Here is a 23246-nt window from a genome sequence, read left to right as displayed (position 1 = left end):
CTAGGGTTTCGGCCATGCACGGTTTCGTACAGCTCTACGGCTGACACGCCCCCTCACCCAGCGCCCCGCGCGACACCGCCGGGCCGCGCTTCGTCGTGTCCTCGACCCCGTAGACCTGAAACGAGTGTGATCGTCCATGTCCCGTCGCCGTGCCCACATCGCGATGATCGGCATCCCCGCCGTCAGCCACGTCCTCCCCAGCCTCGACGTGATCCGCGAACTGGTCGCCCGCGGCCACCGCGTGACCTACGCGAACGACCCCGTCGTGGCGCACCTGATCGAGCCGACCGGCGCGGAGCTGGTCCCGTACACGTCCGTCCTCCCGGTCGCCGACAACGACTGGCCCAAGGAGACGATCGCCGCGATGTCGGTGTTCCTGGACGACGCGATCCAGGCCCTCCCCCAGCTCCGCGCCGTGTACGACACCGACCCGGCCGACCTCTACCTGTACGACATCGGCGCGTACCCGGCCCGCGTTCTCGCCGAGTCCCAGGGCCGCCCCCTGATGCAGTTCTCCCCGACCTTCGTGGCCTGGGAGGGGTACGAGGCGGAGGTCGCCGCGCACATCTGGGCGCTGCCGGGCGCGGACGCGTACCGGGCGCGGTTCGACGCGTGGCTCAAGGAGTCCGGGGCGTCGACGCTCGCGGTGGAGGAGTTCGCGGGGCGTCCGGCGCACACCGTCGCGACGATCACGCGGGCGATGCAGCCGCAGGCGGACCGCGTCGACACGTCCACGGTGACCTTCGTGGGGCCCTGCTTCGACCCGGCCGAGGAGGAGTGGGCGCGTCCGGCCGACGCCGAGAACGTCCTCCTCGTCTCCCTCGGCTCGGCGTTCACCCGGCAGCCCGGGTTCTACCGGCAGTGCCTCGCCGCGTTCGGTGACCTGCCGGGCTGGCACGTGGTCCTCCAGATCGGCAAGTACACCGACCCGGCGGACCTCGGCGCGATCCCGGCGAACGTCGAGGTCCACCCCTGGGTGCCGCAGCGGGCGATCCTCGACCGGGCCGACGCGTTCGTCACCCACGCGGGGATGGGCGGCTGCGGCGAGGGCCTCCTCGCCGGGGTCCCGATGATCGCCGTACCGCAGGGCGCCGAGCAGTTCATGAACGCGGACCGCCTGGTGGAGCTGGGGATCGCCCGCCGCCTCGACACGGCGGACGCGACAGCGGAGGCCCTCCGCAGCGCCCTGCTGGAACTGACCGCCGACCCCGAAGTGGCGCGCAGGTCGGCGGAGTTGCGGGCGGCGGCTCGAAAGGAGGGCGGGACCCACCGTGCGGCTGATCTCGTCGAGGAGCTGATCTAGCCCCGTACGAACAGCTTCGCCAGCCGTTCCCCCACCGCCAGCGCCTCCGCCTTGTCCTCGATCGGCTTGATCCGTGAGTCCTTGAAGACGATGTAGGTCACCCCCGAGGAGACACCCCCGCCACGCGGGTCGGCGGGGATGCCGAGGGCCTTGGCGGTGGCGTAGGACGCCTCGCCGATGAGGTCGTCGGGTCCGGTGTCGCCGACCACGGCGTACTGGACCCGGCCCCGGTAGATCACGGCGGCGACGGAACCGGCGTGCACCCCGCTGTCGCGGTGGTTCCAGGTGGCGCTCTTCATCGGGACGACGATGTAGGGCAGCTTCTCCGCGCTGAGCTGGCGTCCGTCGGACTGCTGGAAGGCGGTGGTGGGCGCGAACAGCGGATCGGCGTCCCGGTTGCAGTGCCGGCCGGGGCGCCCGTCGCAGTCGATGTCCATGTCAGCCTTCCAGAACACGGCGTCCCGGGTCCCGCAGACGGGTACGGTGCGCGGCGCGCTGTCGTCGGTACGGTACTTGCCGCGCGAGACGGGGTCGCAGCCGCGCACCTTGGCCAGCAGGTCCGCCGCGCCGACGGGCCCGTCGGAGGTGGGGAGGCCGAATGCCTGCGGAACGGCGGGCGCGGTCGGCGCGAGCAGGGCGAGGCAGACGACGGCGAGTGTCAACGACTGGGGACGCACGTAGAGAAACCCTCTCCGCGGGGGGACTTTGACGGACACTCAGGTAAATCTGGTGTCCTCCCGCCACCTCGGCCACCTCAAGGGGGCCGTACGGTGCACGCGCGCTGACGGACCGGCAGCAGGGCCGGGTGTCCTGTTGCGCCGTACGAAGGAATCCGTCACCTGCCCGGCGGCTCCCGGGGTGCGTGCCCCGTGCGGGCCGCTTTGGCTGGCCGCATGCGCACACTTCAGCTTCTTGTCGGTGCCGGGGCGAGCGCGGCGGCCGTCGCGCTGGCCGCGGGTCCGGCGTTCGCGGCCGGGATCTCGGTGAGTACGACGGGGTCGACGGTGTCGGTGGTGACCAGCACCTGTACGACGCAGGCCAGGGACAGCTACGGCACCGCGTACCTGCTGACCAGCAGTCAGACTTCGTTCAACCAAGGGCGTGCCGCGCAGTTGTCGGGCACGTCCGTCAGCCAGTCGGCTGTCTGGACAGGTGTCACCCCTGGTACCTACACCGTGATGGTCCGTTGCTCTGACACAGCCGACGCCGGGTCCCAGACGATCATCGTCTCGGCGTCGACGACCCCGACCGCCTCCTCGACCACCGCGCCCACCCGGGGTGTCCTCGGCGGGCTCGGGGGCGGGATCCAGGACTACGGCACGGTCACGCTCGCGGCGGGCGGGGCGCTGACCGGGCTCGGGGTGGTGGCGGCGGGGTGGTTCCTGCGGCGCCGGCGACGGCCGTACCGGCTCTGAATCAGGCGTCCGCTTCAGGGAGTCCGGCTTCGGAGACTTCGGCCAGGGCCTCGGTGAGCCAGCTGACCCAGAACGTCTCCAGGGCGATGCCCGCGCGCAGGACCAGGTGCTGAAGCCTGGCCTGCGCGCTTTCGTCTCCCGGCGGGAAGTCGCGGGACTCGATCTCCTCGTACTCGGCCAACTGGCGCTGATGGAGGGCGAGATGGCGGGTCAGGTCGGCGGCGAGGCCGGCCGTGCCGACGACCGCCGCGGCCCGCAGGCGCAGGAGCGTGGCGTCGCGGTGGGGTTTGGGGTCCTGGGGTGCGGCGGTCCAGCGGGCGAGTTCGGCGCGGCCCTCGGGGAGAACCTCGTACGCCTTCTTCTGGCCGCGCGCGGGTACCTCGGAGGGGAGGGCGCGGATCTGGCCCTCCGCCTCCAGTTTTCCCAGCTCGCGGTAGATCTGCTGGTGCGTGGCCGACCAGAAGTATCCGATCGACCGGTCGAACCGGCGGGTCAGCTCCAGCCCCGAGGACGGCTTTTCGAGCAGGGCGGTGAGGATCGCGTGCGGGAGTGACATGCGGGTCATCCTAGGGAGAGCGTCAGAGGGCCGCCGCGATCTCCGTGCCCTGCTTGATGGCACGTTTCGCGTCCAGCTCGGCGGCGACGTCGGCGCCTCCGATCAGGTGCGGCGTACGGCCCGCCGCCACCAGCGCGTCGTACAGGTCCCGGCGCGGTTCCTGGCCCGTGCACAGGACGACCGTGTCGACCTCCAGGACCGTGCTGTGGCCGTCGACGGTGATGTGGAGGCCGGTGTCGTCGATGCGGTCGTAGGTCGCGCCGGGGGTCATGGTGACGCCCCGGTGCTTGAGTTCGGTGCGGTGGATCCAGCCGGTGGTCTTGCCGAGGCCCGCGCCGACCTTGGTGTTCTTGCGCTGGAGGAGGTGGACCGTGCGGGGCGGGGTGGGGCGGTCGGGGGTGGTGAGGCCGCCGGGGGTGGTGTGGTCGAGGTCGACGCCCCAGGCGCGGAAGTAGGCCGCCGGGTTCTCGTGGGCCTTGTCGCCGCTGTCGGTGAGGTGTTCGGCGACGTCGAAGCCGATGCCGCCCGCGCCGAGGATCGCGACGCGGTCGCCGACGGGGGCGTCGTCGCGCAGGACGTCGAGGTAGCCGAGGACGCTGGGGTGGTCGACGCCGTCGAGGTCGGGGAGGCGGGGGGTGACTCCGGTGGCGACCACGATCTCGTCGTACCCGGTCAAATCGCCTGCCTCGATGCGGGTGTTGAGGCGCACGTCGACCTGATGGGCCGTCAACTGGTGGCCGTAGTAGCGGATCGTCTCGTCGAACTCCTGCTTGCCGGGGACCTTGCGGGCGACGTTGAGCTGGCCGCCGATCTCGTTCGCGGCGTCGAACAGGGTGACGTGGTGGCCTCGTTGGGCCGCGGTGACCGCGCAAGCGAGTCCGGCGGGGCCCGCGCCGACGACCGCGACGCGTTTGCGCAGGCGGGTCGGGGACAGGGTCAGTTCGGTCTCGTGGCAGGCGCGGGGGTTGACCAGGCAGGAGGTGATCCTGCCGCTGAACGTGTGGTCCAGGCATGCCTGGTTGCAGCCGATGCAGGTGTTGATGGCCTCGGGGGTACCGGCGGCGGCCTTGTTCACGAACTCCGGGTCGGCGAGCATCGGGCGGGCCATCGAGACCATGTCGGCGACGCCGTCGGCGAGCAACTCCTCGGCGAGTTCGGGGGTGTTGATGCGGTTGGTGGTGACGAGGGGGATCGTCACCTCGCCCATGAGCTTCTTCGTGACGAACGTGTACGCACCGCGCGGCACCGACGTCGCGATGGTCGGGATGCGGGCCTCGTGCCAGCCGATGCCGGTGTTGATGAGGGTGGCGCCGGCCGCCTCGACGGCCTTCGCGAGGGTGATGACCTCGTCGAACGTGGAGCCGCCGGGGACGAGGTCGAGCATGGAGAGGCGGTAGACCAGGATGAAGTCCTCGCCGACGGCCTCGCGGACCCGCCGGACGATCTCGACGGGGAAGCGCATGCGGTTCTCGTACGGGCCGCCCCACTCGTCGGTGCGGTGGTTGGTGGGCGCCGCGATGAACTCGTTGACGAGGTAGCCCTCGGAGCCCATGATCTCGACGCCGTCGTACCCGGCGGCGCGGGCGAGGCGGGCCGTGCGGACGTAGTCCTCGATGGTCTGCTCGACCTCGGCGGCGGTGAGTTCGCGGGGCGTGTGGGGGCTGATCGGGGCCTTCACCGCGCTGGGGGCGACCAGGTCGGGGTGGTAGGCGTACCGGCCGAAGTGCAGGATCTGGAGGGCGATCCGGCCGCCCTCCGCGTGCACGGCGTCGGTGATCTGCCGGTGCTGAGCCGCTTCCTCGTCGGTGGTGAGTTTGGCGCCTCCCGGGTACGGGCGACCCTCGTCGTTGGGGGCTATGCCGCCGGTGACGATGAGGCCCACTCCCCCGCGTGCGCGTTCCGCGTAGAAGGCGGCCATGCGCTCGAAGCCGCGCTCGGCCTCCTCCAGGCCGACGTGCATCGAGCCCATGAGGACGCGGTTGGGCAGCGTGGTGAAGCCCAGGTCGAGCGGGCTCAGCAGGTGCGGGTAGCGGCTCGGGCTCATGGCGTCCTCCTTCGGGGTGTGCCCTTCCGTTGTAGAGGGCCGGACGCCATTATGCAACTAGTTGCAAAAGAGTTCGCCGCGCGGGCGCCGGGTTCAGGCGCGGGCCGCCGTACGCCCGTGCCCCGCCCACGTCCGCGACGCCGCCGCCGCGATCCGCCGTACGTCCGCGCCCAGCCGTACGGTGTCGATGTGGCCCCGGCGGCCGGCGATGGACAGGGCCGCGACCAGGCGGCCCGTGCGGTCCAGGACGGGGGCGGCGACGCAGCTGAGGCCGGGGCGGCTCTCCTCGTCGTCGTAGGCGATGCCGGTGCGGCGGACGCGGTCGAGTTCGGCGCACAGGGCGGTGGGGTCGGTGATCGTGCCGGCGGTGAAGCGGTGCAGGGGGGCGGCGGTGGCCCGGGCGGCGGCCTCCGCGTCGCAGGCGAGCATGACCTTGCCGACGGCGGTCGCGTGCGCGGGGAGCCGGCCGCCGACCCGCGAGGGGACGGGGGCCGGGCGGTGGCCGTACAGCTTGGCGAGGTAGACGACGTCCGTGCCGTGCAGGACCGCCAAGTGGGAGGTGTGGCGGGTGAGTTCGTACAGGTCCGTCAGGTGCGGGAGGAGGAGGTCGTGGACGTGCTCGTGGTCCGGGGCGTAGACCGAGCGGCCGAGCTGGTGCAGGCGCTCGCCGAGGCGGTAGTCCGTGCCGACGCGCTCCACGACGCCGTTGCGCTCCAGGGTGCCCAGCAGGCGGAACGCGGTGGACTTGCTGAGCTGTGCGCGGCGCGCGAGTTCGCTCACGCCGACGCCGCTGCTGCCCCGGTCGCCGAAGGCGGTGAGGAGGCTGATGGCCTTGTCGACGGCGGCCCGGTCGTCGCGCAGATCGGGAGCGGTGGTCATGGCTGTTCACCCCAGCTTCGAGGGATGGCGTCAATTTCATTGCACCATACGGAATGCTTTACGTGACAAGCATGTCCAGTCGGGCTCCCGTCCGTCAACATTGACGCCATGCACATTAAAAGTGACGGCCTCAAGCACGAGAACGAACTCGTCGCCCGCAACGTCCGCCGGTTCCGGCTCGAACGCGCCATGTCTCTGGGGGAGTTGGCCCGCCGCTCCGGTCTCTCGAAGCAGACGCTCTCGAAGATCGAGCAGGGCTCCGGCAACCCCACGGTCGAGACGCTCTCCCTCCTCGGCGCCGCCCTCGACGTCCCGGCCCGCCGCCTCCTCACCGAGTGGGGCACGCCCGTGTACGTCCAGCGCCACGACGAGGGCGGCTGGACGGCCGCCGGCAACTGGTCGGAACGGCTCCTGGACGAGGTGTACGGCTCCGGGTACGTCCGCACCCTGGTCCTGCGCCTCGAACGCGGTGCGGGCCAGCCCGAGCCCATCCCCCCGCACGCCCCCGGCACGCTCCACCACGTCTACGTCATCACCGGCAGACTCCGCACAGGCCCGCTCACCGAGCCGGTCGACCTCGCGGCCGGGGACTTCGCGCGCTTCCCCGGCGACATCCCGCACCGGCACATCTGTATGACGGACCGGGTCGTCGCCCACATGGTCACGACGTTGCCGCAGGTGCGGCAGATCAGCCCGACGGTGCTGAAGGGCGGGTCGGCGTGAAGCCCCCGGGGGCCCTGGTCGGCGGGCGCGGCGTGGCACGCTGGTGTCCGTTCGGTCGGGGCAGGAGGGGCTTGGATGAGTGTCGGGGACGATCTGGATGTGGCGGCGAAGGAATTCGTCGCGGTGCGGGGGCGACTCTTCGGGATCGCCTACCGGGTGCTGGGGAGCACGGTGGAGGCCGAGGACGTCGTGCAGGAGGCATGGGTGCGGTGGCAGGGGGTGGAGCGGTCGGAGGTCGCGGAGCCGGCCGCGTTCCTGACCACGGTGACCACCCGGCTCGCCATCAATGTCGCGCAGTCCGCGCGGGTACGGCGTGAGTCGTACGTCGGGACCTGGCTCCCGGAGCCGGTGAACACGGGGGCCGATCCGCAGGTGGGGGCGGAGCGGGCGGAGGCGCTGGATCTCGCGGTGCTGTTCCTGCTGGAGAAGCTGAACCCCGTGGAGCGGGCCGCCTATGTGCTGCGGGAGGCGTTCGACTATCCGTACCGGCGGGTCTCGGAGATCCTGGAGACCAGCGAGGCGAACGCGCGCCAGCTCGTGACGCGGGCGCGCAAGCACCTGGCCGCCGAACGCCGGGAACCCGTCGGCCGGGCCGAGCACCGGCGGCTGCTTGAGGTGTTCCTCGCGGCGGCACGGGCCGGTGACCTGGCGGTACTGGAGGAGGTGCTGACGCAGGACGTGGTCAGTTACACCGACGGAGGCGGTATGCGTGGCGCGTCGAGGATCCCGGTCGTCGGGCTCGTGCACGTCTCCCGGTACCTGGCCGCCTTCGCGCCCCGGTTCTGGCCGGGTACGGAGGTCCGCTGGGTGGAGGCGAACGGCCGCCCCGCGGCTCTCGTGTCGGAGGGCGGGTCCGCGAAGGTGCTGCTGTGCGCCGACGTGTCCGCACGCGGCGTGGAGCGGATCCTGTGGGTGATGAGCCCGGAGAAGCTGGCGCCGTACATGGCGTCGCTGTAGCTGTCACACCTCGGCCTCCTGCCCGGTCACTCCTGTACGAGTACGTCTCCGAGAGGAATCCGTCATGAAGGTCGTGGTGATCGGTGGCACCGGGCTCATCGGCTCGAAGGTGGTCGCGAGGCTGGGCGAGCACGGGCACGAGGCGCTCGCCGCCTCGCCGGGCACGGGGGTGGACACGCTGACCGGGGAGGGCCTGGCCGGGGCGCTCCAGGGCGCGTCGGTCGTGGTCGACGTGTCGAACTCGCCGTCGTTCGAGGACCGGGCGGTGCTGGACTTCTTCCGCACCTCCACCGCCAACCTCCTCAAGGCGGAGACGGAGGCCGGGGTCACGCACCACGTGGCACTGTCCGTCGTCGGCACCGAGCGGCTCCAGGAGAGCGGCTACTTCCGTGCCAAGCAGGCGCAGGAGGAGCTGATCAGGGAGTCCGGTACGCCGTACTCGATCGTCCGCGCGACACAGTTCTTCGAGTTCGTGAACGCGATCGCCGCCGAGGCGACGGACGGCGACACCGTGCGGCTGGCCCCGGTGAGCATCCAGCCGGTCGCCTCGGACGACGTCGCCGCGGCCGTCGCCCGCACCGCCGTGAACGCTCCCGTGAACGCTCACGTCGAGGTCGCGGGCCCCACCGTGTTCCGCCTCGACGAGCTGGTCCGCGATGCGCTCGCGCAGGGCGATCCCCGCACGGTCGTCACGGACCCGGACGCGCGGTACTTCGGCACCGCACTGCGGGAGACGACCCTGCTTCCGGGTCCGGACGCGCGGCTCGGCGAGGTGACCTTCGGGGAGTGGGCGGCGCGGCAGCGGTAGCCGGGGGGCGTCTTCGCACCGCGCGGGACCTATGTCACCGGCATGCCGGCTGCTGGAGCAGCCAGTTCTTCGCCGCCTGTAGAACGTCGTCCACATAGGTTCCGCTTCTGAATCCGCTGGTGCGGACCTCCTCGTCGGGAGGGATCGGCGCGTCGTAGCTACGGCCGGTGCGGTCGGCGTCCTTGACTTCGGTGAGGACCAGGACGGCGCCGTCGGACAAACGGTGGCCGTTGTTGCCGGTGGGGACGCCGTAGGTGTCCTCGCCGAAGGACCGTGTGTCTGGTCGTCCCCGGAAGGCGACCAACACGGCCTCACCCGAGCTGGCCGTCATCCCGTCGGTCAGGACCGCGACGGGTGCGCCGGGGTTCGCGACGGGAGCGCTGCCTCCCCAGCTGTGGCGGCTGCCGTTCTCGTACGGACTGCCGTCCTGGATCGTCCATGGGTACGTCTCCCCGTCGGGGTCCACGAACATGCCGACCTCGCCGTCCCCCAGAATCGGGCCCGCGACATCGAGCATGGGCCACATGTTCCCTCCGTGGTTGCCGCGCAGGTCCACGATCCAGGCGCAGGCCCTCGGACGGTCGGCCTGCGCCACGGCCGTACGTCCCAGCCGCACGTACCGCTCGTACGCCGCTTCGGATCCCTGTACGGCGGGGAGGGACAGGTGACCGACGCGGTCTCCCAGCGACCGGCCTTCCGGTCCGTGGAAGGAAGAGTCGGGTGAGGCTTCCAGTTCCTCTTCGACCTGCGCGGGTTCGAAGAAGGAGCTGTGGCCGCTGCCGACCGACCGAAGGGCGAACCGGATCGCGCCGTAGGTGTCCGACGGATTCTGTGCGGCTCGGGCCTGCGAGAACGCCTCGCGGCGTATCTCGGTCCAGTCCACCTGATGCCGGGCGAGCGCGTTCTCCTCCATGACGTCCAGCGCCTTCGTCAGGTAGGACCGGGCGTTCGCGGACATCGCCGAGCCCGCTTCCCCGTCCGAACGGTTCACCCACCCGTCCCCGGCGGCCAGGACGGTCACCAATCCAGCGCAGGCGACCCACCGCAGTGACCGTCCCCGACCCATTCGTGCCCCCTGTAGATCGATACGGAGACAGGTTCTCACTTCCCTGTTCGACGGCTCATCCCGCGATCAGCGCCGCCTGTTCTGCCAGGAACAGGGCCAGTTCGTCCGGTGCGGAGTAGAACGGGGCGTGGTCGCAGGGGAGTTCGAGGTGGGTGCAGGCGTGGGTGGCGCATTCCCGTTGGGCTTCGGGGCGTACGGTTCGGTCCTCGGCGCAGATGATGTAGGCGCTGGGGACCGAGAGCCAGGCGGGGTTGTCGACGGGCTGGTGGGGGACGCGGCTTCGCATCGGGCGCCAGCGCGTTGCCGCTTGGTCGGCGTACGGGGCGGGGGTGCCGGAATAGAGGGCTTCTCGGGCCTGTGGGAGGAGGGTGAGTGTGCCGTCGGGTGATTCCTGGACCGCCGCGCGGAACGCCGGGTCGTTCCAGCGGGGGGTCAACTCCGCCGGGGACTCGCCCGGTTGGGGCATGCGTGCCGCGATGTACACCAGGCGGTCCGCCTCGTGGCCGGCCGCCGAGACGGGGAGGCCGCCGTAGCTGTGGGCGACCAGGAGGACGGGGCCGTACAGGGTTCCTTCGCGTACGGCGGTGCGGACGGCCTGCGTGTCGTCCTCGAAGGAGGTCAGGGGGAGGTCCACCGCCGCTGTGCGTACGGCCGCGAGGCGGGTCCTCACCTCGTCCCAGCACCAGGCGCCGTGGTGGGCGCCGTGCACGAACAGGACGTACGGCGTCACGGGTGGTCTCCCGGAGCGGGGGGTACGGGGCGGTTGTTGAGGTCCACCGAGAGGAAGATGTCGTTCGCCACGGGGGTGCGCATCTCCTCGGCGAGCTGGCCGATGAGTCCCGCCGTGCGGGCCAGCAGGGCGAAGCCGCGCAGGAGTTGGATGGGGAGGTCCAGGTCGGCCAGGGCGGCTCCGCAGACTCCGGCGCCGTTCAGCGGGAGGGTCTTGCCGAGGATCTGGGGGTGGGTGCGGCCGATCGCGGCGAAGAGGGCCAGGTGGGGGCCGAACTGGCCTTCCTCCTCGGCGATCCGCATGAGGCGGGGGGTGCGGGGGTCGCCGTCCTTGTGGACGTGGTGGCCCAGGCCGGGGATGAAGCGGCCCGCCGCTTTCTGCGCGCGTACGGTGTCCAGGGCCAGCGCGTCCCACTCGTCCTCGGTCCACGGGAGGTCGCCTTCGTGGCGTTCCAGGACGTCGTGCAGGAAGGCGCCGGTGTCCTCGGTGACGCCGAGGAAGCGCGAGCCACCGCCCAACAGACCTGCCGCCAGGGCGCCTTGGATCGAGTCCGGGGCGGAGAGGTAGGTGAGGCGGGTGACGATCGCGGTGGGGGTGAAGCCGTGGTCCGCGAGGGCGGCGAGGACGGCTTCGAAGACGCGGGTCTGGCCGGGGGTGGGGCGGCGCTGGGTGGCGAGGCGGTAGGCGAGTTCACCGAAGCCGACGGTCCCCATGATGTCGTCGGCGAGGTTTTCACCGAGGAGGGTGATGGTGGTGCGGGAGGAGGCACCGAGGGCGGTGGGGTAGGTGGCGGGCTGGGCGGGCTGGGCGGGCTGGGGAGTGTGCGCGGTTCGCGCCGAGGGCCGACCGGTCACATCATCCGGCCCGGTCACTTCGCCACCGGCCCCGCCCGACACGGACGTCTCCCCGCGCGTTTCGTCAGTCACGGATCTCCCCTTCCGGTCCCGCCAGCCACTTCCTCAACTCCGGCCCGTGTTCGTCCAGTTCCGGCGGCGGCAGCTCGTACCGGGCCGGTGTCGTCGAGAAGCTGATGGGATGGCGGGCCATGGGCACCGCCCGCTCCCCCTCCCCCACCTCCACGACCGGGTCGAGCCCGAAGCGTTCCGCCATCGCGAACCCCCCGTCGATGGTGTTGATCGGCGCGGCGGGCACCCCGGCCGCGACGAGCGCCTCGAACCACTCGGTGGCACCGCGCGTGGCGAGCCGTTCCACGAGCAGCGGGCGGAGTTCCTCGCGGCGGGCGGTGCGGTCCTTGTTGTGGGCGAAGCGGGGGTCGTCGGCGGTCCCAGGGATGCCGAGGACGTCGCACAGGCGCCGGAACTGGCCGTCGTTGGCGGCGGCGACGATCAGATCGCGGTCGGCGGTGGGGAAGGGTTCGTACGGGAAGACGCTGGGGTGCGCGTTGCCCATCCGGTAGGGCACCGTGCCGCCGGCGACGTACGCGGAACTGTGGTTGACCAGCCCGGACAGGGCCGAGGAGAGGAGGTTGACCTCGACGTGCTGGCCCGCGCCGGTCGCGTCGCGGTGGCGCAGCGCGGCGAGGATGCCGATCGCGGCATGGTTCCCGGCCATCACGTCGAACACGGAGATCCCGGCGCGGAACGGCTCCCCCTCGGGGTCGCCGGTGAGGCTCATCAGGCCGGAGATCGCCTGGACCATCAGGTCGTACCCGGGGACGTGGGAGCCCGCGCCGGGCCCGAAGCCGGTGATGGACGCGTAGACGACACCGGGGTTGGCGGCGCTGACGGCGCCGAAGTCCAGGCCGTACTTCGCGAGGGTGCCGGGCTTGAAGTTCTCGATCAGCACGTCGGCGCGGCGGGCGAGTTCACGGGCCGCCTCCGCGTCCTGGTCGGTGCGCAGGTCGAGCGCGAGGGAGCGCTTGCCCCGGTTGATGCCGAGGTAGTACGTCGAGGTAGTGCCGCGCGTGGGCGGCATCCAGCTGCGGGTCTCGTCCCCGGCTGGCGCCTCGACCTTGATCACCTCGGCGCCGAGGTCGGCGAGCAGCATGGTGGCGTACGGGCCCGCCAACACCCGGGAGAAGTCGGCGACCAGCAGCCCCGACAGGGGGCCGCCGCCCTGGCCCGACGGTGTCGGTATCTCCACAGAATCATCCCTCCGACCGCACAGCGGACACCTGTCCGTTGACTTCGGATTGTGGCACGCCGGGACCCTTCACGGCGAGCCCCCCTTCTTCACGAGCCCTCCTTTTTTCCGGCAGGCCCCCTTCCCTGCGCGACCCCTCGCGGGCCGGTCAGCTCTGGGCGGCGGCCACCACGCGCGGCACGGCCGTCAGGCGGGCGAAGTCGCCGCTGATGTCCCCGGCGGCCTGGAGCAGCAGCGGCAGATGCCTGTCACGCAGGTCGGCGAGGGACGTCTCGGCCGCATGCGCGTTGACGTTGATCGCCGCGACGACCCTGCCCTCACCGTCCCGCAGCGGCACGGCGACCGAGCGGATGCCGAGCGCGAGGTCCTCGTCGGCCAGCGCCCACCCCTGCGCGCGGACCTCGCGCAGTACGGCGTCCCGCTCGCCGGCGTCGGGCCGCCACAGGGGGGTGAGCCCGGAGCGCGTGGGCTCCGCGAGCGCCTTGTCGAGCCGCTGCGGCTCCAGCGCGGCCAGCAGGACCTTGCCGAGCGAGGTCTGGAGGGCGGGGAAACGGGTGCCGATCCGTACGGAGAGGGTGACGATCTTCGGTACGGCGACCCGCGCGACGTACACGATGTCGCCGCCGTCGAGCTGGGCGATCGAGCAGGACTCGTTCGTGCGCGCGACCAGGCGTTCCATGTGCGGGCGGGCGACGTCCCACAGGCCCAGCGAGCCGACGTACGCCATGCCGAGGTCGAGGACGCGGGGGGTGAGGGAGTAGCCCCGGTCGCAGGAGCGGACGTAGCCGAGTTCCTCCAGGGTGAGGAGGATGCGGCGGGCCGTGGGGCGGGCGAGGCCGGTCGCGGTCGCCACCTCGGAGAGGGACATGTCGGGTCGCTGGGGGGCGAAGGCGGTGATGACCTCCAGCCCTCGGGCCAGCGCTTCGATGAAATCAGGCCCGGTGCCCGTACGCGGCATCTGCCGCCCCTCTCAGGTCGCTCGACTGGAGCGTCCAGATTACGCGCCTGTCCGCACCCCGGTCCGCCCTCCGGCAGATGGTCACGGTTTCCTCCGCAAGGGTTGACGCTGGGGGTTTCGCGTATCAAGGTTGCGAGCACTGACCGCACAGCGGACACATGTCCGTGCTTGACTTCTCCGAAAGAGAGTCGACGATGACTCAGCCCTCCACCCTCCCCTCGCGCCTGCACCACAACGCCTATGTCACCCAGGACCAGGAGGCGACCCGCGCCTTCTACGAGGACGTCATCGGCCTTCCGCTCATCGCGACCTGGAAGGAGTCCGACGAACTCTTCGGCGCGGTCCGCACGTACTGCCACACCTTCTACGGCCTCGGCGACGGCAGCGCCCTCGCGTTCTTCCAGTTCGCCGACCCCGAGGACCAGAAGCAGTTCGGCCCCGAGATGCCGCACTCCCCCTTCCAGCACATCGCGCTGAAGGTGACGGAGGAGGTCCAGAACGCGATCGCCGACCGCCTGGAGAAGGCGGGCTGGCGCCCGGACGAGACGTACGTCCTGGAGCACGGCTACTGCCGCTCCCTCTACACCAGCGACCCCAACGGCCTCCTCCTGGAGTTCACCCTCGACGCCCCGGGCATCGAGGAGAGCGACGAGCAGCGCCGCCGGACCGCTCGCGCGGAGCTGGCGTCGTGGCTGAACGGGGAGCACACGAGCAACAACACGTACCGCTGAGCCGAAAGGCGCGGGTCACGGCACCGACGGCCCGCTGATCCGCTTCCCCTGCTCGTCGTACGGCCAGGCGTTGGGGACGCAGCCCTTGAGGCCCTTTATCTGCTGCATCATCGCGGGGGCCGGGGCGCCTGCGGCCGGGCAGGTCTCGTGGCCGTGGCCGAGGAAGTGGCCGACCTCGTGGTTGACGATGAGGGCGCGGTAGGCGGGGATGTCGTCGGCGTAGTACCGGGTGCCGGTGAGCCAGCGTTCGAGGTTGACCATGACCTTGTGGGCGACGCTGCAATTCAGGTCGCCGTGGGTGTCGAGGCCGTATTCCGCGCAGGCTGTGTCGACCGTGCCCGGGGTGGCGATGCGGACGACGAAGTCGGTGGGGCCGGTCGAGACGCGGCGGAAAGACGAGGTGCCGTCGGCGGTCCAGCCCCGGCGGTCGGCGAGGACCTGTTCGACTTCGTCGGCTGTGTCACCGAGGGGGAGGTCGATGCCTTTCTCGATCTCCACCTTGTAGCGCAACGGGGTTCCCTTGCCTGCCTGTTGGCCGGTTCCCGGGGCGGTGGCGTAGACGCCTGTGCCCTGCTTCGGGATCGCGGGAGGGGTGGGCGACGGGGTGGGCGTCGCACTCGGGGACGGCTTCGGGCTCGCGCTCGGCTTCGGGGGTGAACTCCGAGGCGGGGAAGGGGAGTTCGAGGGGCGGGCCGAGGTCGTCGTGGAGGCGTCCTGTGACTGCCAGGCCGCGAGCGCCCCTATCGCGCCGACGGCCGTGAGGGCCGCGAGGGCCGTCGGCAGCAGGGGGCGTCGGCGCGGGGCGCGGCGACGGCGGCGGCGGGGTGCGGCAGTTCGGTGCGGTGTCACGGGGGTTCACCGTGCTGGGGTTATGTGATCGACCCTGGCCCATTTGGTCACGAAGCGATAACGGGTGTTTGATCCGGTGACCTGTTGATCGTTTGCTGGCGGTTACTGAACCCATGTCACGAGTACTTCTGATCGAGGACGACCGGGCGGTTCGCGAGGGCGTCGCGCTGGGGCTGCGCCGGCAGGGCCACGACGTGTGCGCCGTACCGACCGGCGAGGAGGGACTGACCCGACTCCGGGTGTTCCGGCCGGACATCGTCGTCCTCGATCTGATGCTGCCGGGCATGCCGGGACTCGAGGTGTGCGCGGGCATCCGGGCGGTCGACGAGACGCTGCCGATCATCATGGCGACCGCGCGGGGCGACGAGGTGGACATCGTGGTCGGCCTGGAGGTCGGCGCCGACGACTACGTGGTGAAGCCGGTCACCGCACGCGTCCTGGACGCCCGCATCAGGGCCGTACTGCGCCGGGCGGGCGGCGGCACGGGGCTGCCCGCGCTCGACACGTTCGGGGAACTGACCGTCGACCGCGCCGGGGTGACCGCCACGCTGGCCGGTACGCCGGTCGCGCTCGCGCCCTCCGAGATGCGGCTGCTGCTGACGCTCTCCGCCTCGCCGGGCCAGGTGTTCAGCCGCCAGCAGTTGCTGGAGGCGGTGTGGGAGCACGACTTCCACGGGGACGCCCGTCTGGTGGACGCCTGCGTCAAACGCCTGCGCACCAAGCTGGCCGAGCCGCCGCGCGCCCCCCGTTTCATCCACACCGTGCGCGGCTTCGGCTACCGCTTCACCGCCGACCGGTGAACCGCCCTTTCCGCGGCCTGCGTTCACGGCTGATCGTCGCGTTCGTCCTCGTCGCCGCCGTCGCCGCGACCGCGACCGGCGCGCTGACCCTGCGCGAGGCCCGCACCGGCATCCTCCAGCAGAGCCAGGACGCGGTGATCCGCCAGCTCCGCAGCCACGTCGGCCAGGAGGCGCCGAACCTCCCGTACCCGCCCGACCGGGCCGACCTGCAACGCTTCGCCGGGAACATCAAGGCCAACGACGGGAGTTGGCGCGTCCTCGCCGAGTACCGGGGTGTCAGTGGGGGCGACCGGCTCGACGAACTCACGCCCGGCGTACGGGAGTCGGTGGCGAACAGCCGCGCGACCGTCTTCCAGCGTGTGCGGGGCGACGGCCGCACCACGCTCCTCGTCGGCATGTCGGTCACCTTCACCGACCCGAGCGGCACCGCCTCCGGCGTCCACGTCTACCTCGCCGTCCCGCAGACCGTCGAGCAGGCGTACGTCGACGCCCTGGTCACCGGCGTCCAACGCGCCATGCTGGGCGCCCTGTTGCTCGCGGTGGCGCTCGCGCTGTTCGCGGCGCGCGGGGTGCTGGTGCCGGTGCGGGCGCTGCGTCAGGCGACCCGGCGGATCGCCGAGGGGCGGCTCGACACGCGGCTCGCGGTGAACGGTTCCGACGAACTCGCCGACCTGTCCCACACGTTCAACGAGACGGCCGCCGCGCTGGAGGAGTCGGTGGCGGAGCTGCGGGAGATGGAGGCGCGGGCACGCCGCTTCGCCGCCGACGTCTCGCACGAGCTGCGGACGCCGCTCGCCGCGATGTCCGCGGTGACCGACGTCCTCGACGAGGACGCGGCCGGGCTCGACCCGGACACGGCGACCGCCGTCCGGCTGATCAGCGAGGAGACCGTCAAACTCGCCTCGCTGGTCGACGACTTGATGGAGATCTCCCGGTTCGACGCGGGCGCGGCGCAGGTGCACCGGGACGAGATCGACCTCGCCGAGTCCATCCGGCGCACGCTCGCCGCGCGCGGATGGACGGACACCGTGACGGTTCACCTGCCGTACGCGGTACGGGCGGACGTCGATCCGCGGCGCGTCGACGTCGTGGTGGCCAACCTCGTCGGCAACGCACTGCGGCACGGGGGCCGTCCGGTGACCGTACGACTGACCACCGCCGGGGGCACGGCAGTTGTCGAGGTGCGGGACAGCGGGCCCGGTATCCCCGAAGACGTCCTGCCGCACGTCTTCGACCGGTTCTACAAGTCGGACTCCGCGCGCGCCCGTTCGGAGGGCAGCGGGCTCGGACTCGCGATCACCGCGGAGAACGTCCGCGTCCACGGCGGTACGGTGCACGCGGCCAACCACCCCGACGGCGGCGCCGTCTTCACCGTCGTCCTGCCTCTCATCGCTCCGGAGCAGCCATGAACACCGGCCGCCGCGCCGCCCCGGCCCTCGCCGCGCTCCTCGCGCTGTCCTCCTGCGGCATCCCGGCGACCGGGGTCGTCGAGGCGGGCGGCCCGGCGAGCGGAATCGCTCCGGTGACGGCCGTGTACTACGTACGCGACGGCGCCCTGAGTGCCGTCCTGCGGCCGACCGAACTCCCCGGCGATCCCGGCGACGCGCTGTCGCTGCTGCTGACCCTGCCGCCGCCGGGCGAAGGCTTCACCACCCATGTGAAGATCCTGCTCACCGCCGTGCCGGGCTCACCGGAGCGGGCGCCGCAGATTCCCGCCGTCTCGGCGGACGGCGGCGCCCTGACCGTCCGGCTCCCGGACAGGATGCGGCAGTTGACCGACCTGGCGATCGGCCAGGTGGTGTGCACGGTCGCCGCCGCGCGGCGGATCGAAGCACCGCGTCTCTCCGTGGTGACAGTCCGACTGACCGCAGGAGAGGAGCAGTTGGCGCGCCGCACGGATGAGCGGTGTCCCCAGCCCTAGACCCCCTGGAGGCGCCAGACCTGGTTCCGCTTGCCCGGCAGCGCGCTCGCCGCGTCGCACGTCCACTGGTGGACCTTCGCCCCGGAAGCGGTGGACACGCCGCTCACGTCGACGCACTTCCCGCTGTGCACGGCGACGAGTTGGTAGTCCTTGGCGTTGCCCAGCGCGCTGACGGGGCGCAGCGTGAACATCTGGTGGGTGGCGCCGTTGCAGCCGTACTGCTGGACAGCCGCGCCGTCGGTGGTCGAGGCCCCCGCGACCTCCAGGCACTTGCCGCTCAACTCGTCGACCACGGTGTAGGTGTTGGCGCGTCCGGCGACCGGCTTGAGGTCCAGCATCTGCTGGTACCCGCCCTCGCAGGGGTACTGCTGGTACTGGGTGCCGTCGCCGGTGGACAGGTTCGTGTCGTCCAGGCACTGGCCGCTGTGCTGGACGACGGCGACGGTCGAGATCGTCGTGTCGGACGGCGGCAGCAGCGTCACGGTGTAGCCGTCGGCCGCGTCGGTCCACGGCACCGTCACCGACGCCGCGTTGCCGTTGACGGTGAGCTGCTGGTCGGAGACGGTGACGGGGCCGGTGACCGCGCCACCCCCGTTGTTCGGGACGCGCTGGACGATCGCGCGGACGCGGCCGTTCTCGACGAGGGACGTGGTGTCGAGGCGGCCCAGACCCACCGTGACGTTCCCGGTGTTGCCGTTGCTGCCGAGGAGGATCTTCGCGTTGCGGGCGGCGTTGTCCTTGGTGGCGAGGGCGTCGGTGTTCGAACCCGGCGTGACCTTGACGATGTTGCCGGTCTGCGAGCCGTAGTACCGGTAGAGGAACCACTCCCCGAGCGGCAGGTACTGGCTCCCCGACTTCGTCAGCAGCCTGGCCGCGAAGTCGTGGAGGTTCGCGCCGCCCGCCCAGTTGGCGCGCAGCCCGTCCGCGCCGGCGCGCTCCAGGCGGGAGATGTACCAGCCGCCGCGCCCGGGGTTCTGCTCGTTGCTCGCGGCGTACTCGTTGACCTGGAACGGGCGGCTCGTCGTCATCGAGCGGGCCGACAGCTTGGCCCGCAGGGAGTTGCCGTCGGCGACCGGGTCGCCGGGGAGGTTGTGCCAACTGTAGATGTCCGGCTGGACGTTGTTGGCCTTCACGTAGTCGAGGTACGTGTTCCACCAGGTGTTGCCCGGGTCCGGGTGGCCGCAGGTGCTCGCGCCGACGATGACGGCGCCGGGGATCGCCGTACGGATCTTCTGGTAGGCGCGTTTCCACATCTCCAGGTACTGGGGCTGGCCCGAGCCCCAGAAGAACGAGCAGTCGGGCTCGTTCCAGATGTCCCACTGCACGTCGGTGGCGCCGACCGCCTTGATGTCGGTCAGGAGGCGGTCGTAGAAGGCGTCGAAGCTTGACCAGTTGCCGCCGTCGCCGGGGAAGGTGGGCGTCGTCGTTCCGTCGGCGCCCCAGATGTCGTGCGGGAGGATGACAAAGGTGCCGCCGAGGGACTTGGTGCGGCGGTACTGGGCGAGGGTGGAGTTCCAGCGGCGGTCGTACTTGCCCGCGGCCCAGCCGCCGGGGCGGTCGAGCTGGGCGCCGCCCGCCCGCATGAACTTCCACTTGATGTCCTGGTAGAAGTGGTCCGGCGGGAGGGTGCCGTTCTCGGTCAGGCCGTAGAGGGTGCCGGAGGCGCGGTAGGTGGGGGCGCCGCCCGCTGTGGCGAAGTCGACGGTGACGGTGGTGTCGGCGGCTCGGGCGGGGCTGGCGGGGAGCGCCAAAGCGGGGAGTGCGAGGGCGAGGAGTGTGGCGAGTGCGGTGGCGGCAAGTGGGGTGCGGGGCACGGGCATGGCGGGACTCCCTCTCTCTGCGTAGCCGTACTGGATAGTCATGGTCATGACACGCACGAGGCGAACCGTCGGCCCGCGTCGGCCCGGGAGCCGCCCCTCAGGCAGGCCCCGTACTCGCCCGCAGCGAGATCGGCGGCGTCAGGAAGTGATGGCGCGCGGGCACCTCGGCATCGCCAAGCCGCTCGATGAGCAGCTCCACCGCCAGCCTCCCCATCTGCGCGGCCGGTACGTCCGCTGCGGTGAGCTGCGGCGTCACCGTCTCCGCCCAGCGCGCCGCGACGATCCCGGTGACCGAGAAGTCGCGCGGGACATGGCGTCCGGCGTGCGCGAGACCCCGGTAGATCCCGCCCAGGGACGCCTCGTTGAGCGTGACGAGCGCGGTCGTCGCGGGATCGTCGTACAGGATCCGCTCCAGGCACGCCTCCCCGGCCGCCGCGTCGTCGCCGCAGCAGTACGAACGGGCCGTCAGACCCCGTTCGGCGGCGGCCTTCGTGAAGCCCTCCAGGCCCCGGTGCGCGGACTCGTAGCCGGTGCGCAGGAGGTGTTCGGGGCGGTTGACCAGGGCGATCCGGCGGTGGCCGAGGTCGGCGAGGTGGTGGACGCAGGCCGCCGCGAGGGTCGCGTGGTCGAGCGCCACCCACCAGTCGCGTTCCGGGCGGGCGGTACGGCCGATGGTGACGGCCGGGAAGTCGAGGGCGGCCAGGTGGCCGACCCGGTCGTCCTCCAGCCTGATCTCCATGAGGATCACGCCGTCGACCCGCCGCTCCCCCAGCAGCCGCCGGAAGGAGCGGTCGCTGTCCGCGCCTCCCGGGGAGAGCAGGACGTCGTAGTCGTGGGCGGCGGCTGCCTCGACGACGCTGCCGATGAAGTCGAGCTGCATGCCGGTGTAGTGGTCGCCTGCGGGCGGGAAGGCGAGGCCGATCGTGCTCGTCCGGCCGTTGGCCAGTGCCCGCGCGCTCGCGTTGGGGCGGTAGCCCAGCTCGTCGATCACGCGCTGGATCTTGCGGCGGGTGTCGTCGGAGACGGGGCGCTTGCCGCTGAGGGCGTACGAGACGGTGCTCCGGGAGACACCGGCCCGGCGGGCGATCTCACCGATGTTCACGGGGCTCCTCCGTCTGGGTCGAACGTCTGGGTCGAACCGGTTCGCGTGAGGGAAGTTAGAAGCGCCGGGGAGTGCTGTCAATGCCTCGCGCGCAGATGCTCGAACCGGTTCACACCGGGACGGCATTAAATGCGTCGACAGCCCGCTTCCCCCCTCGGCAGAGTGGTCGTCCATGACGAGCAGCGAGTTGTGGGGCCGTGCCACCGCCGAACAGTACGACACCGAGGAGACCGAGATGTCCTCGGCCCGTGTTCTCGGGCCGACCCTTGATTTCCTTGCCGAACTCGCCGGTGACGGGCGGGCGTTGGAGTTCGCGATCGGGACCGGGCGGGTGGGGGTGCCGTTGCGGGAGCGGGGCGTGCCGGTCGCCGGGATCGAGTTCTCCGAGCACATGGCGAGGGTGCTGCGGCGGAAGGTCGACGAGGAGACGTTGCCGGTGGTCATGGGGGACATGGCCGGCGCCGTCGTCCCCGGGGAGTTCAGCCTCGTGTACCTCGTCTACAACACGATCACCAACCTCCTCACGCAGGACGAGCAGGTCGAGTGTTTCCGCAACGCCGCCCGGCACCTGGCGCCCGGCGGGCGGTTCGTCATCGAGTTGGGCGTGCCGCCGCTGCGGTTCCTGCCGCCGGGGCAGGTCGCCGTACCGTTCGACGTGTCGGAGCGGCATCTCGGGTTCGACACCTTCGAGTTGGCCGAGCAGATCCTCGTCTCGCATCACCTGACGCGGGAGGAGGACGGCAGTTACCGCCGTGACGCCTCCCGGCACCGGTACGCGTGGCCGGCGGAGCTGGACCTGATGGCGCGGATCGCCGGGCTGGAGCTGGAGCGGCGGGTCGGGGACTGGAGCGGGGAGCCGTTCACGGACGCTTCCGCGAAGCATGTCTCCGTGTGGCGCAAGCCGGTCTGACACCGGGTCCCGGCTTCGGCTTGATCCACCGCCTTCACCCCCGAGGCGGCCCCGCGTCCACGACCCTCATCGACAGCTCCAGCGGGTCGAAGTGGATCAGCGACTCCAGCCACCAGGTCGCACCGGCCTCGGCAAGCCCCTTGAGGTCGACGTCCTTGTCCTCCTCCCACGCGGGACTCGCGTTGCCGCGTACGGCGATGTCGAACGGCCGGTCGGCCGGGAGGCCCGCGTCGTGCAGGGCCTGGCGGATGTCGGCGACCTCGTCCGGGGTGAGTTCGTGGTCCTCGGGGTTCGGGAAGATGCCGTCGCAGCCGGCGGCCCGGCGGATCACTCTCGGGTGGTTCGTGGAGCTGGCCATCCAGACCGGGATGCGGTACGGCTCCGGCTCCGTGGCCGCGAGGTTCACCCGGTAGTGCCGGCCGGCGTGCTCGATGGCCTCGCCGTCCCACATCGCCCGCATCAGCCCGAGCCCCTCGGTCAGCATCGACGCGCGGGTGGCCAGGTCGGCGGCGGGTTCCCCAAAACCGCTGAAGTCGCCGGACTCGTCGACACCCGCTCCCGTACCGACGACGAGCCGTCCCCGGGAGAGCCGGCTGACGGTGGACGCATGCCGTGCGACCGTCCAGGGCCGGCGCCGGGCGAGCGGCGTGACGGCCGGGCCGAGCAGCAGGGTTCCGGTGGCCTGCGCGATGGCCGCGAGCGTGGTCCAGGTATCGGCGATCGGCATCGCCTCGCTGACGACGTGGTCCCACAGGAACACCCCGTCCCACCCGGCGGCCTCCGCGCGCACCGCCAGTTCGACAAGGGTGTTGGGGTCGCCGAACGGGCCGAACGGCGGCAGGTAGATACCGAAGCGCAAGTTCTCGTGCACGGGAACCTTCTCCAGAGCCGACTGGTTGTACGGGGGTCGACGGGATCGGCGTACATATGCGTCGGGCCACCGTACAGACGCCCCGCCTCCCACCCTGACATCCGTCAGGACCGCACTCCCCGTCCCCCTCCCTAGTCTTCGAGTCGTCTCCGATCGCCGACCAGGAAGAGACGGCTCCCCATGCGCCTGCTCCGCCCCACCCTCGCCACAGCCGCCGCCCTGTGCGCGCTCACCACCGCCGTCGTCGTCGCCCAGCCCGCGCAGCCCGCGAGCGCGGCGGCCTCGGACTGCACGGGGGGTGCGCGCGGCTTCCGCGACCACCCGGACAACGCCGAGGGCGACACCGACAAGCCGCGCGACTTCTCCGTCGGCAACGTCCGGTTCACGCTGGAGAAGGGCGCGTACGTCGGTCAGCAGATCGCGTTCGGCAAGATCAGCGGCGAGACCCGGCCCGGCGACAACGTGTGGATGGACTGGCGCGCGGACGGCTGGGACAACACGAACGCCGTGTCGCCCTGGCTCCAGTGCGGGCCGTTCACCGTCCGGTCGGCCGGGCAGAGCCTGACCACCCCGTTCAAGCGCACCAGCACCGACCCCAACTACCAGTTCCGGGTGTGCGGTTCGCTGATCTCCGACGGCGTGGTCCGCTGCTCCCAGTGGTGGTAACCGCTCCCCCCTCCGCTCCCTCCACGAAGGACAT

General features: G+C 71.5%; 24 protein-coding genes. 11 read left to right on the top strand and 13 right to left on the bottom strand.

Going from position 1 to position 23246, the window contains the following annotated elements; genetic code table 11:
• Positions 1 to 136: 136 nt before the first annotated feature.
• Complete coding sequence (locus ACQCO7_RS39945; RefSeq protein ID WP_464076416.1) at positions 137 to 1303, top strand: macrolide family glycosyltransferase; 1167 nt, start codon at positions 137 to 139, stop codon at positions 1301 to 1303.
• Here the strand turns inward: ACQCO7_RS39945 and ACQCO7_RS39940 are convergent.
• On the bottom strand, positions 1300 to 1980 hold the full coding sequence (locus ACQCO7_RS39940; protein ID WP_464076415.1) for a glycoside hydrolase family 75 protein: 681 nt from the start codon (positions 1978 to 1980) through the stop codon (positions 1300 to 1302). The two genes, ACQCO7_RS39945 and ACQCO7_RS39940, sit on opposite strands and share 4 nt — an antisense overlap.
• 216 nt (positions 1981 to 2196) lie before the next feature.
• Here ACQCO7_RS39940 and ACQCO7_RS39935 point away from each other — a divergent pair, with 216 nt between their 5' ends.
• Complete coding sequence (locus ACQCO7_RS39935) at positions 2197 to 2718, top strand: hypothetical protein (RefSeq protein WP_464076414.1); 522 nt, start codon at positions 2197 to 2199, stop codon at positions 2716 to 2718.
• 1 nt (position 2719) lies between these two features.
• On the opposite strand, the gene ACQCO7_RS39930 is transcribed toward ACQCO7_RS39935, so the two are convergent.
• The 3 genes from ACQCO7_RS39930 to ACQCO7_RS39920 form a co-directional block, all read right to left on the bottom strand.
• On the bottom strand, positions 2720 to 3274 hold the full coding sequence (locus tag ACQCO7_RS39930; RefSeq protein ID WP_464076413.1) for a PadR family transcriptional regulator: 555 nt from the start codon (positions 3272 to 3274) through the stop codon (positions 2720 to 2722).
• A gap of 22 nt (positions 3275 to 3296) precedes the next feature.
• Positions 3297 to 5318 (bottom strand): FAD-dependent oxidoreductase, encoded by a 2022-nt coding sequence (locus ACQCO7_RS39925; protein ID WP_464076412.1) that lies wholly within the window; start codon positions 5316 to 5318, stop codon positions 3297 to 3299.
• Between the two features lie 93 nt (positions 5319 to 5411).
• On the bottom strand, positions 5412 to 6197 hold the full coding sequence (locus ACQCO7_RS39920) for an IclR family transcriptional regulator (protein WP_464076411.1): 786 nt from the start codon (positions 6195 to 6197) through the stop codon (positions 5412 to 5414).
• A 108-nt stretch (positions 6198 to 6305) separates the two neighbouring features.
• On the opposite strand from ACQCO7_RS39920, the gene ACQCO7_RS39915 reads away from it, so the two are divergent.
• From ACQCO7_RS39915 to ACQCO7_RS39905, 3 genes are all read left to right on the top strand, one after another.
• Complete coding sequence (locus ACQCO7_RS39915) at positions 6306 to 6920, top strand: helix-turn-helix domain-containing protein (protein ID WP_409116015.1); 615 nt, start codon at positions 6306 to 6308, stop codon at positions 6918 to 6920.
• Between the two features lie 75 nt (positions 6921 to 6995).
• On the top strand, positions 6996 to 7877 hold the full coding sequence (locus ACQCO7_RS39910) for an RNA polymerase sigma-70 factor (protein ID WP_464076410.1): 882 nt from the start codon (positions 6996 to 6998) through the stop codon (positions 7875 to 7877).
• A 64-nt stretch (positions 7878 to 7941) separates the two neighbouring features.
• Positions 7942 to 8685: an SDR family oxidoreductase gene (locus tag ACQCO7_RS39905; RefSeq protein ID WP_464076409.1), complete on the top strand. Its 744-nt coding sequence runs from the start codon at positions 7942 to 7944 to the stop codon at positions 8683 to 8685.
• A 34-nt stretch (positions 8686 to 8719) separates the two neighbouring features.
• Here ACQCO7_RS39905 and ACQCO7_RS39900 read toward each other — a convergent pair whose 3' ends face one another.
• The 5 genes from ACQCO7_RS39900 to ACQCO7_RS39880 all read right to left on the bottom strand — a co-directional run bounded on the left by ACQCO7_RS39900 (position 8720) and on the right by ACQCO7_RS39880 (position 13542).
• Positions 8720 to 9706, bottom strand: coding sequence for a S41 family peptidase (locus ACQCO7_RS39900; protein ID WP_464076408.1), 987 nt, complete (start codon positions 9704 to 9706; stop codon positions 8720 to 8722).
• A 100-nt stretch (positions 9707 to 9806) separates the two neighbouring features.
• Complete coding sequence (locus ACQCO7_RS39895; protein WP_464076407.1) at positions 9807 to 10481, bottom strand: alpha/beta fold hydrolase; 675 nt, start codon at positions 10479 to 10481, stop codon at positions 9807 to 9809.
• Complete coding sequence (locus ACQCO7_RS39890) at positions 10478 to 11335, bottom strand: citryl-CoA lyase (RefSeq protein WP_464077412.1); 858 nt, start codon at positions 11333 to 11335, stop codon at positions 10478 to 10480. The genes ACQCO7_RS39895 and ACQCO7_RS39890 overlap by 4 nt, the downstream gene beginning before the upstream one ends.
• A gap of 64 nt (positions 11336 to 11399) precedes the next feature.
• The gene (locus tag ACQCO7_RS39885; RefSeq protein WP_464076406.1) at positions 11400 to 12584 is read right to left on the bottom strand and encodes a CaiB/BaiF CoA transferase family protein; all 1185 of its coding nucleotides are present in this window, start codon (positions 12582 to 12584) and stop codon (positions 11400 to 11402) included.
• 148 nt (positions 12585 to 12732) lie between these two features.
• On the bottom strand, positions 12733 to 13542 hold the full coding sequence (locus tag ACQCO7_RS39880) for an IclR family transcriptional regulator domain-containing protein (protein WP_464076405.1): 810 nt from the start codon (positions 13540 to 13542) through the stop codon (positions 12733 to 12735).
• A 194-nt stretch (positions 13543 to 13736) separates the two neighbouring features.
• Here ACQCO7_RS39880 and ACQCO7_RS39875 point away from each other — a divergent pair, with 194 nt between their 5' ends.
• Positions 13737 to 14273 (top strand): VOC family protein, encoded by a 537-nt coding sequence (locus ACQCO7_RS39875; RefSeq protein WP_464076404.1) that lies wholly within the window; start codon positions 13737 to 13739, stop codon positions 14271 to 14273.
• 15 nt (positions 14274 to 14288) lie between these two features.
• On the opposite strand, the gene ACQCO7_RS39870 is transcribed toward ACQCO7_RS39875, so the two are convergent.
• Positions 14289 to 15122, bottom strand: a complete 834-nt coding sequence (locus ACQCO7_RS39870; protein WP_464076403.1) for a DUF3152 domain-containing protein — start codon at positions 15120 to 15122, stop codon at positions 14289 to 14291.
• Positions 15123 to 15235: 113 nt separating this feature from the next.
• Here ACQCO7_RS39870 and ACQCO7_RS39865 point away from each other — a divergent pair, with 113 nt between their 5' ends.
• The 3 genes from ACQCO7_RS39865 to ACQCO7_RS39855 are packed head-to-tail and all read left to right on the top strand — an operon-like array spanning position 15236 to position 17843.
• Complete coding sequence (locus ACQCO7_RS39865; protein WP_464076402.1) at positions 15236 to 15922, top strand: response regulator; 687 nt, start codon at positions 15236 to 15238, stop codon at positions 15920 to 15922.
• A complete protein-coding gene (locus ACQCO7_RS39860; RefSeq protein WP_464076401.1) occupies positions 15919 to 17331 on the top strand; it encodes a sensor histidine kinase in 1413 nt (470 codons plus the stop codon). The genes ACQCO7_RS39865 and ACQCO7_RS39860 overlap by 4 nt, the downstream gene beginning before the upstream one ends.
• Positions 17328 to 17843: a hypothetical protein gene (locus ACQCO7_RS39855; RefSeq protein WP_464076400.1), complete on the top strand. Its 516-nt coding sequence runs from the start codon at positions 17328 to 17330 to the stop codon at positions 17841 to 17843. Before ACQCO7_RS39860 ends, ACQCO7_RS39855 begins: the two co-directional genes overlap by 4 nt.
• Here ACQCO7_RS39855 and ACQCO7_RS39850 read toward each other — a convergent pair.
• Positions 17840 to 19663, bottom strand: coding sequence for an RICIN domain-containing protein (locus ACQCO7_RS39850; protein ID WP_464076399.1), 1824 nt, complete (start codon positions 19661 to 19663; stop codon positions 17840 to 17842). The genes ACQCO7_RS39855 and ACQCO7_RS39850 overlap by 4 nt on opposite strands.
• Before the next feature lie 97 nt (positions 19664 to 19760).
• On the bottom strand, positions 19761 to 20765 hold the full coding sequence (locus tag ACQCO7_RS39845) for a LacI family DNA-binding transcriptional regulator (RefSeq protein ID WP_464076398.1): 1005 nt from the start codon (positions 20763 to 20765) through the stop codon (positions 19761 to 19763).
• Between the two features lie 172 nt (positions 20766 to 20937).
• On the opposite strand from ACQCO7_RS39845, the gene ACQCO7_RS39840 reads away from it, so the two are divergent.
• Complete coding sequence (locus tag ACQCO7_RS39840; RefSeq protein ID WP_464076397.1) at positions 20938 to 21675, top strand: class I SAM-dependent DNA methyltransferase; 738 nt, start codon at positions 20938 to 20940, stop codon at positions 21673 to 21675.
• Positions 21676 to 21709: 34 nt separating this feature from the next.
• Here the strand turns inward: ACQCO7_RS39840 and ACQCO7_RS39835 are convergent, their stop codons facing one another.
• Positions 21710 to 22546 (bottom strand): LLM class flavin-dependent oxidoreductase, encoded by an 837-nt coding sequence (locus ACQCO7_RS39835; protein WP_464076396.1) that lies wholly within the window; start codon positions 22544 to 22546, stop codon positions 21710 to 21712.
• 180 nt (positions 22547 to 22726) lie between these two features.
• Here ACQCO7_RS39835 and ACQCO7_RS39830 point away from each other — a divergent pair, with 180 nt between their 5' ends.
• Positions 22727 to 23212 carry a hypothetical protein gene (locus tag ACQCO7_RS39830; protein ID WP_464076395.1) on the top strand — a complete coding sequence of 162 codons (486 nt, stop codon included), beginning with the start codon at positions 22727 to 22729 and terminating at the stop codon, positions 23210 to 23212.
• The last annotated feature ends 34 nt before the right edge of the window (positions 23213 to 23246 follow it).

It is taken from the genome of Streptomyces saintjeani (assembly GCF_055409605.1).
The sequence above is the reverse complement of the archived record's forward strand: the minus strand, read 5'-3'. Positions and strand labels throughout refer to the sequence as shown.

Bases quoted from the DNA above. Each gene is read 5' to 3' on its own strand.
- ACQCO7_RS39905 (WP_464076409.1), top strand. From the start codon at position 7,942: ATGAAGGTCGTGGTGATCGGTGGCACCGGGCTCATCGGCTCGAAGGTG.
- ACQCO7_RS39920 (WP_464076411.1), bottom strand. From the start codon at position 6,197: ATGACCACCGCTCCCGATCTGCGCGACGACCGGGCCGCCGTCGACAAG.
- ACQCO7_RS39855 (WP_464076400.1), top strand. From the start codon at position 17,328: ATGAACACCGGCCGCCGCGCCGCCCCGGCCCTCGCCGCGCTCCTCGCG.
- ACQCO7_RS39840 (WP_464076397.1), top strand. From the start codon at position 20,938: ATGACGAGCAGCGAGTTGTGGGGCCGTGCCACCGCCGAACAGTACGAC.
- ACQCO7_RS39930 (WP_464076413.1), bottom strand. From the start codon at position 3,274: ATGTCACTCCCGCACGCGATCCTCACCGCCCTGCTCGAAAAGCCGTCC.
- ACQCO7_RS39935 (WP_464076414.1), top strand. From the start codon at position 2,197: ATGCGCACACTTCAGCTTCTTGTCGGTGCCGGGGCGAGCGCGGCGGCC.
- ACQCO7_RS39875 (WP_464076404.1), top strand. From the start codon at position 13,737: ATGACTCAGCCCTCCACCCTCCCCTCGCGCCTGCACCACAACGCCTAT.
- ACQCO7_RS39850 (WP_464076399.1), bottom strand. From the start codon at position 19,663: ATGCCCGTGCCCCGCACCCCACTTGCCGCCACCGCACTCGCCACACTC.
- ACQCO7_RS39910 (WP_464076410.1), top strand. From the start codon at position 6,996: ATGAGTGTCGGGGACGATCTGGATGTGGCGGCGAAGGAATTCGTCGCG.
- ACQCO7_RS39945 (WP_464076416.1), top strand. From the start codon at position 137: ATGTCCCGTCGCCGTGCCCACATCGCGATGATCGGCATCCCCGCCGTC.
- ACQCO7_RS39880 (WP_464076405.1), bottom strand. From the start codon at position 13,542: ATGCCGCGTACGGGCACCGGGCCTGATTTCATCGAAGCGCTGGCCCGA.
- ACQCO7_RS39865 (WP_464076402.1), top strand. From the start codon at position 15,236: ATGTCACGAGTACTTCTGATCGAGGACGACCGGGCGGTTCGCGAGGGC.
- ACQCO7_RS39915 (WP_409116015.1), top strand. From the start codon at position 6,306: ATGCACATTAAAAGTGACGGCCTCAAGCACGAGAACGAACTCGTCGCC.
- ACQCO7_RS39925 (WP_464076412.1), bottom strand. From the start codon at position 5,318: ATGAGCCCGAGCCGCTACCCGCACCTGCTGAGCCCGCTCGACCTGGGC.
- ACQCO7_RS39830 (WP_464076395.1), top strand. From the start codon at position 22,727: ATGCGCCTGCTCCGCCCCACCCTCGCCACAGCCGCCGCCCTGTGCGCG.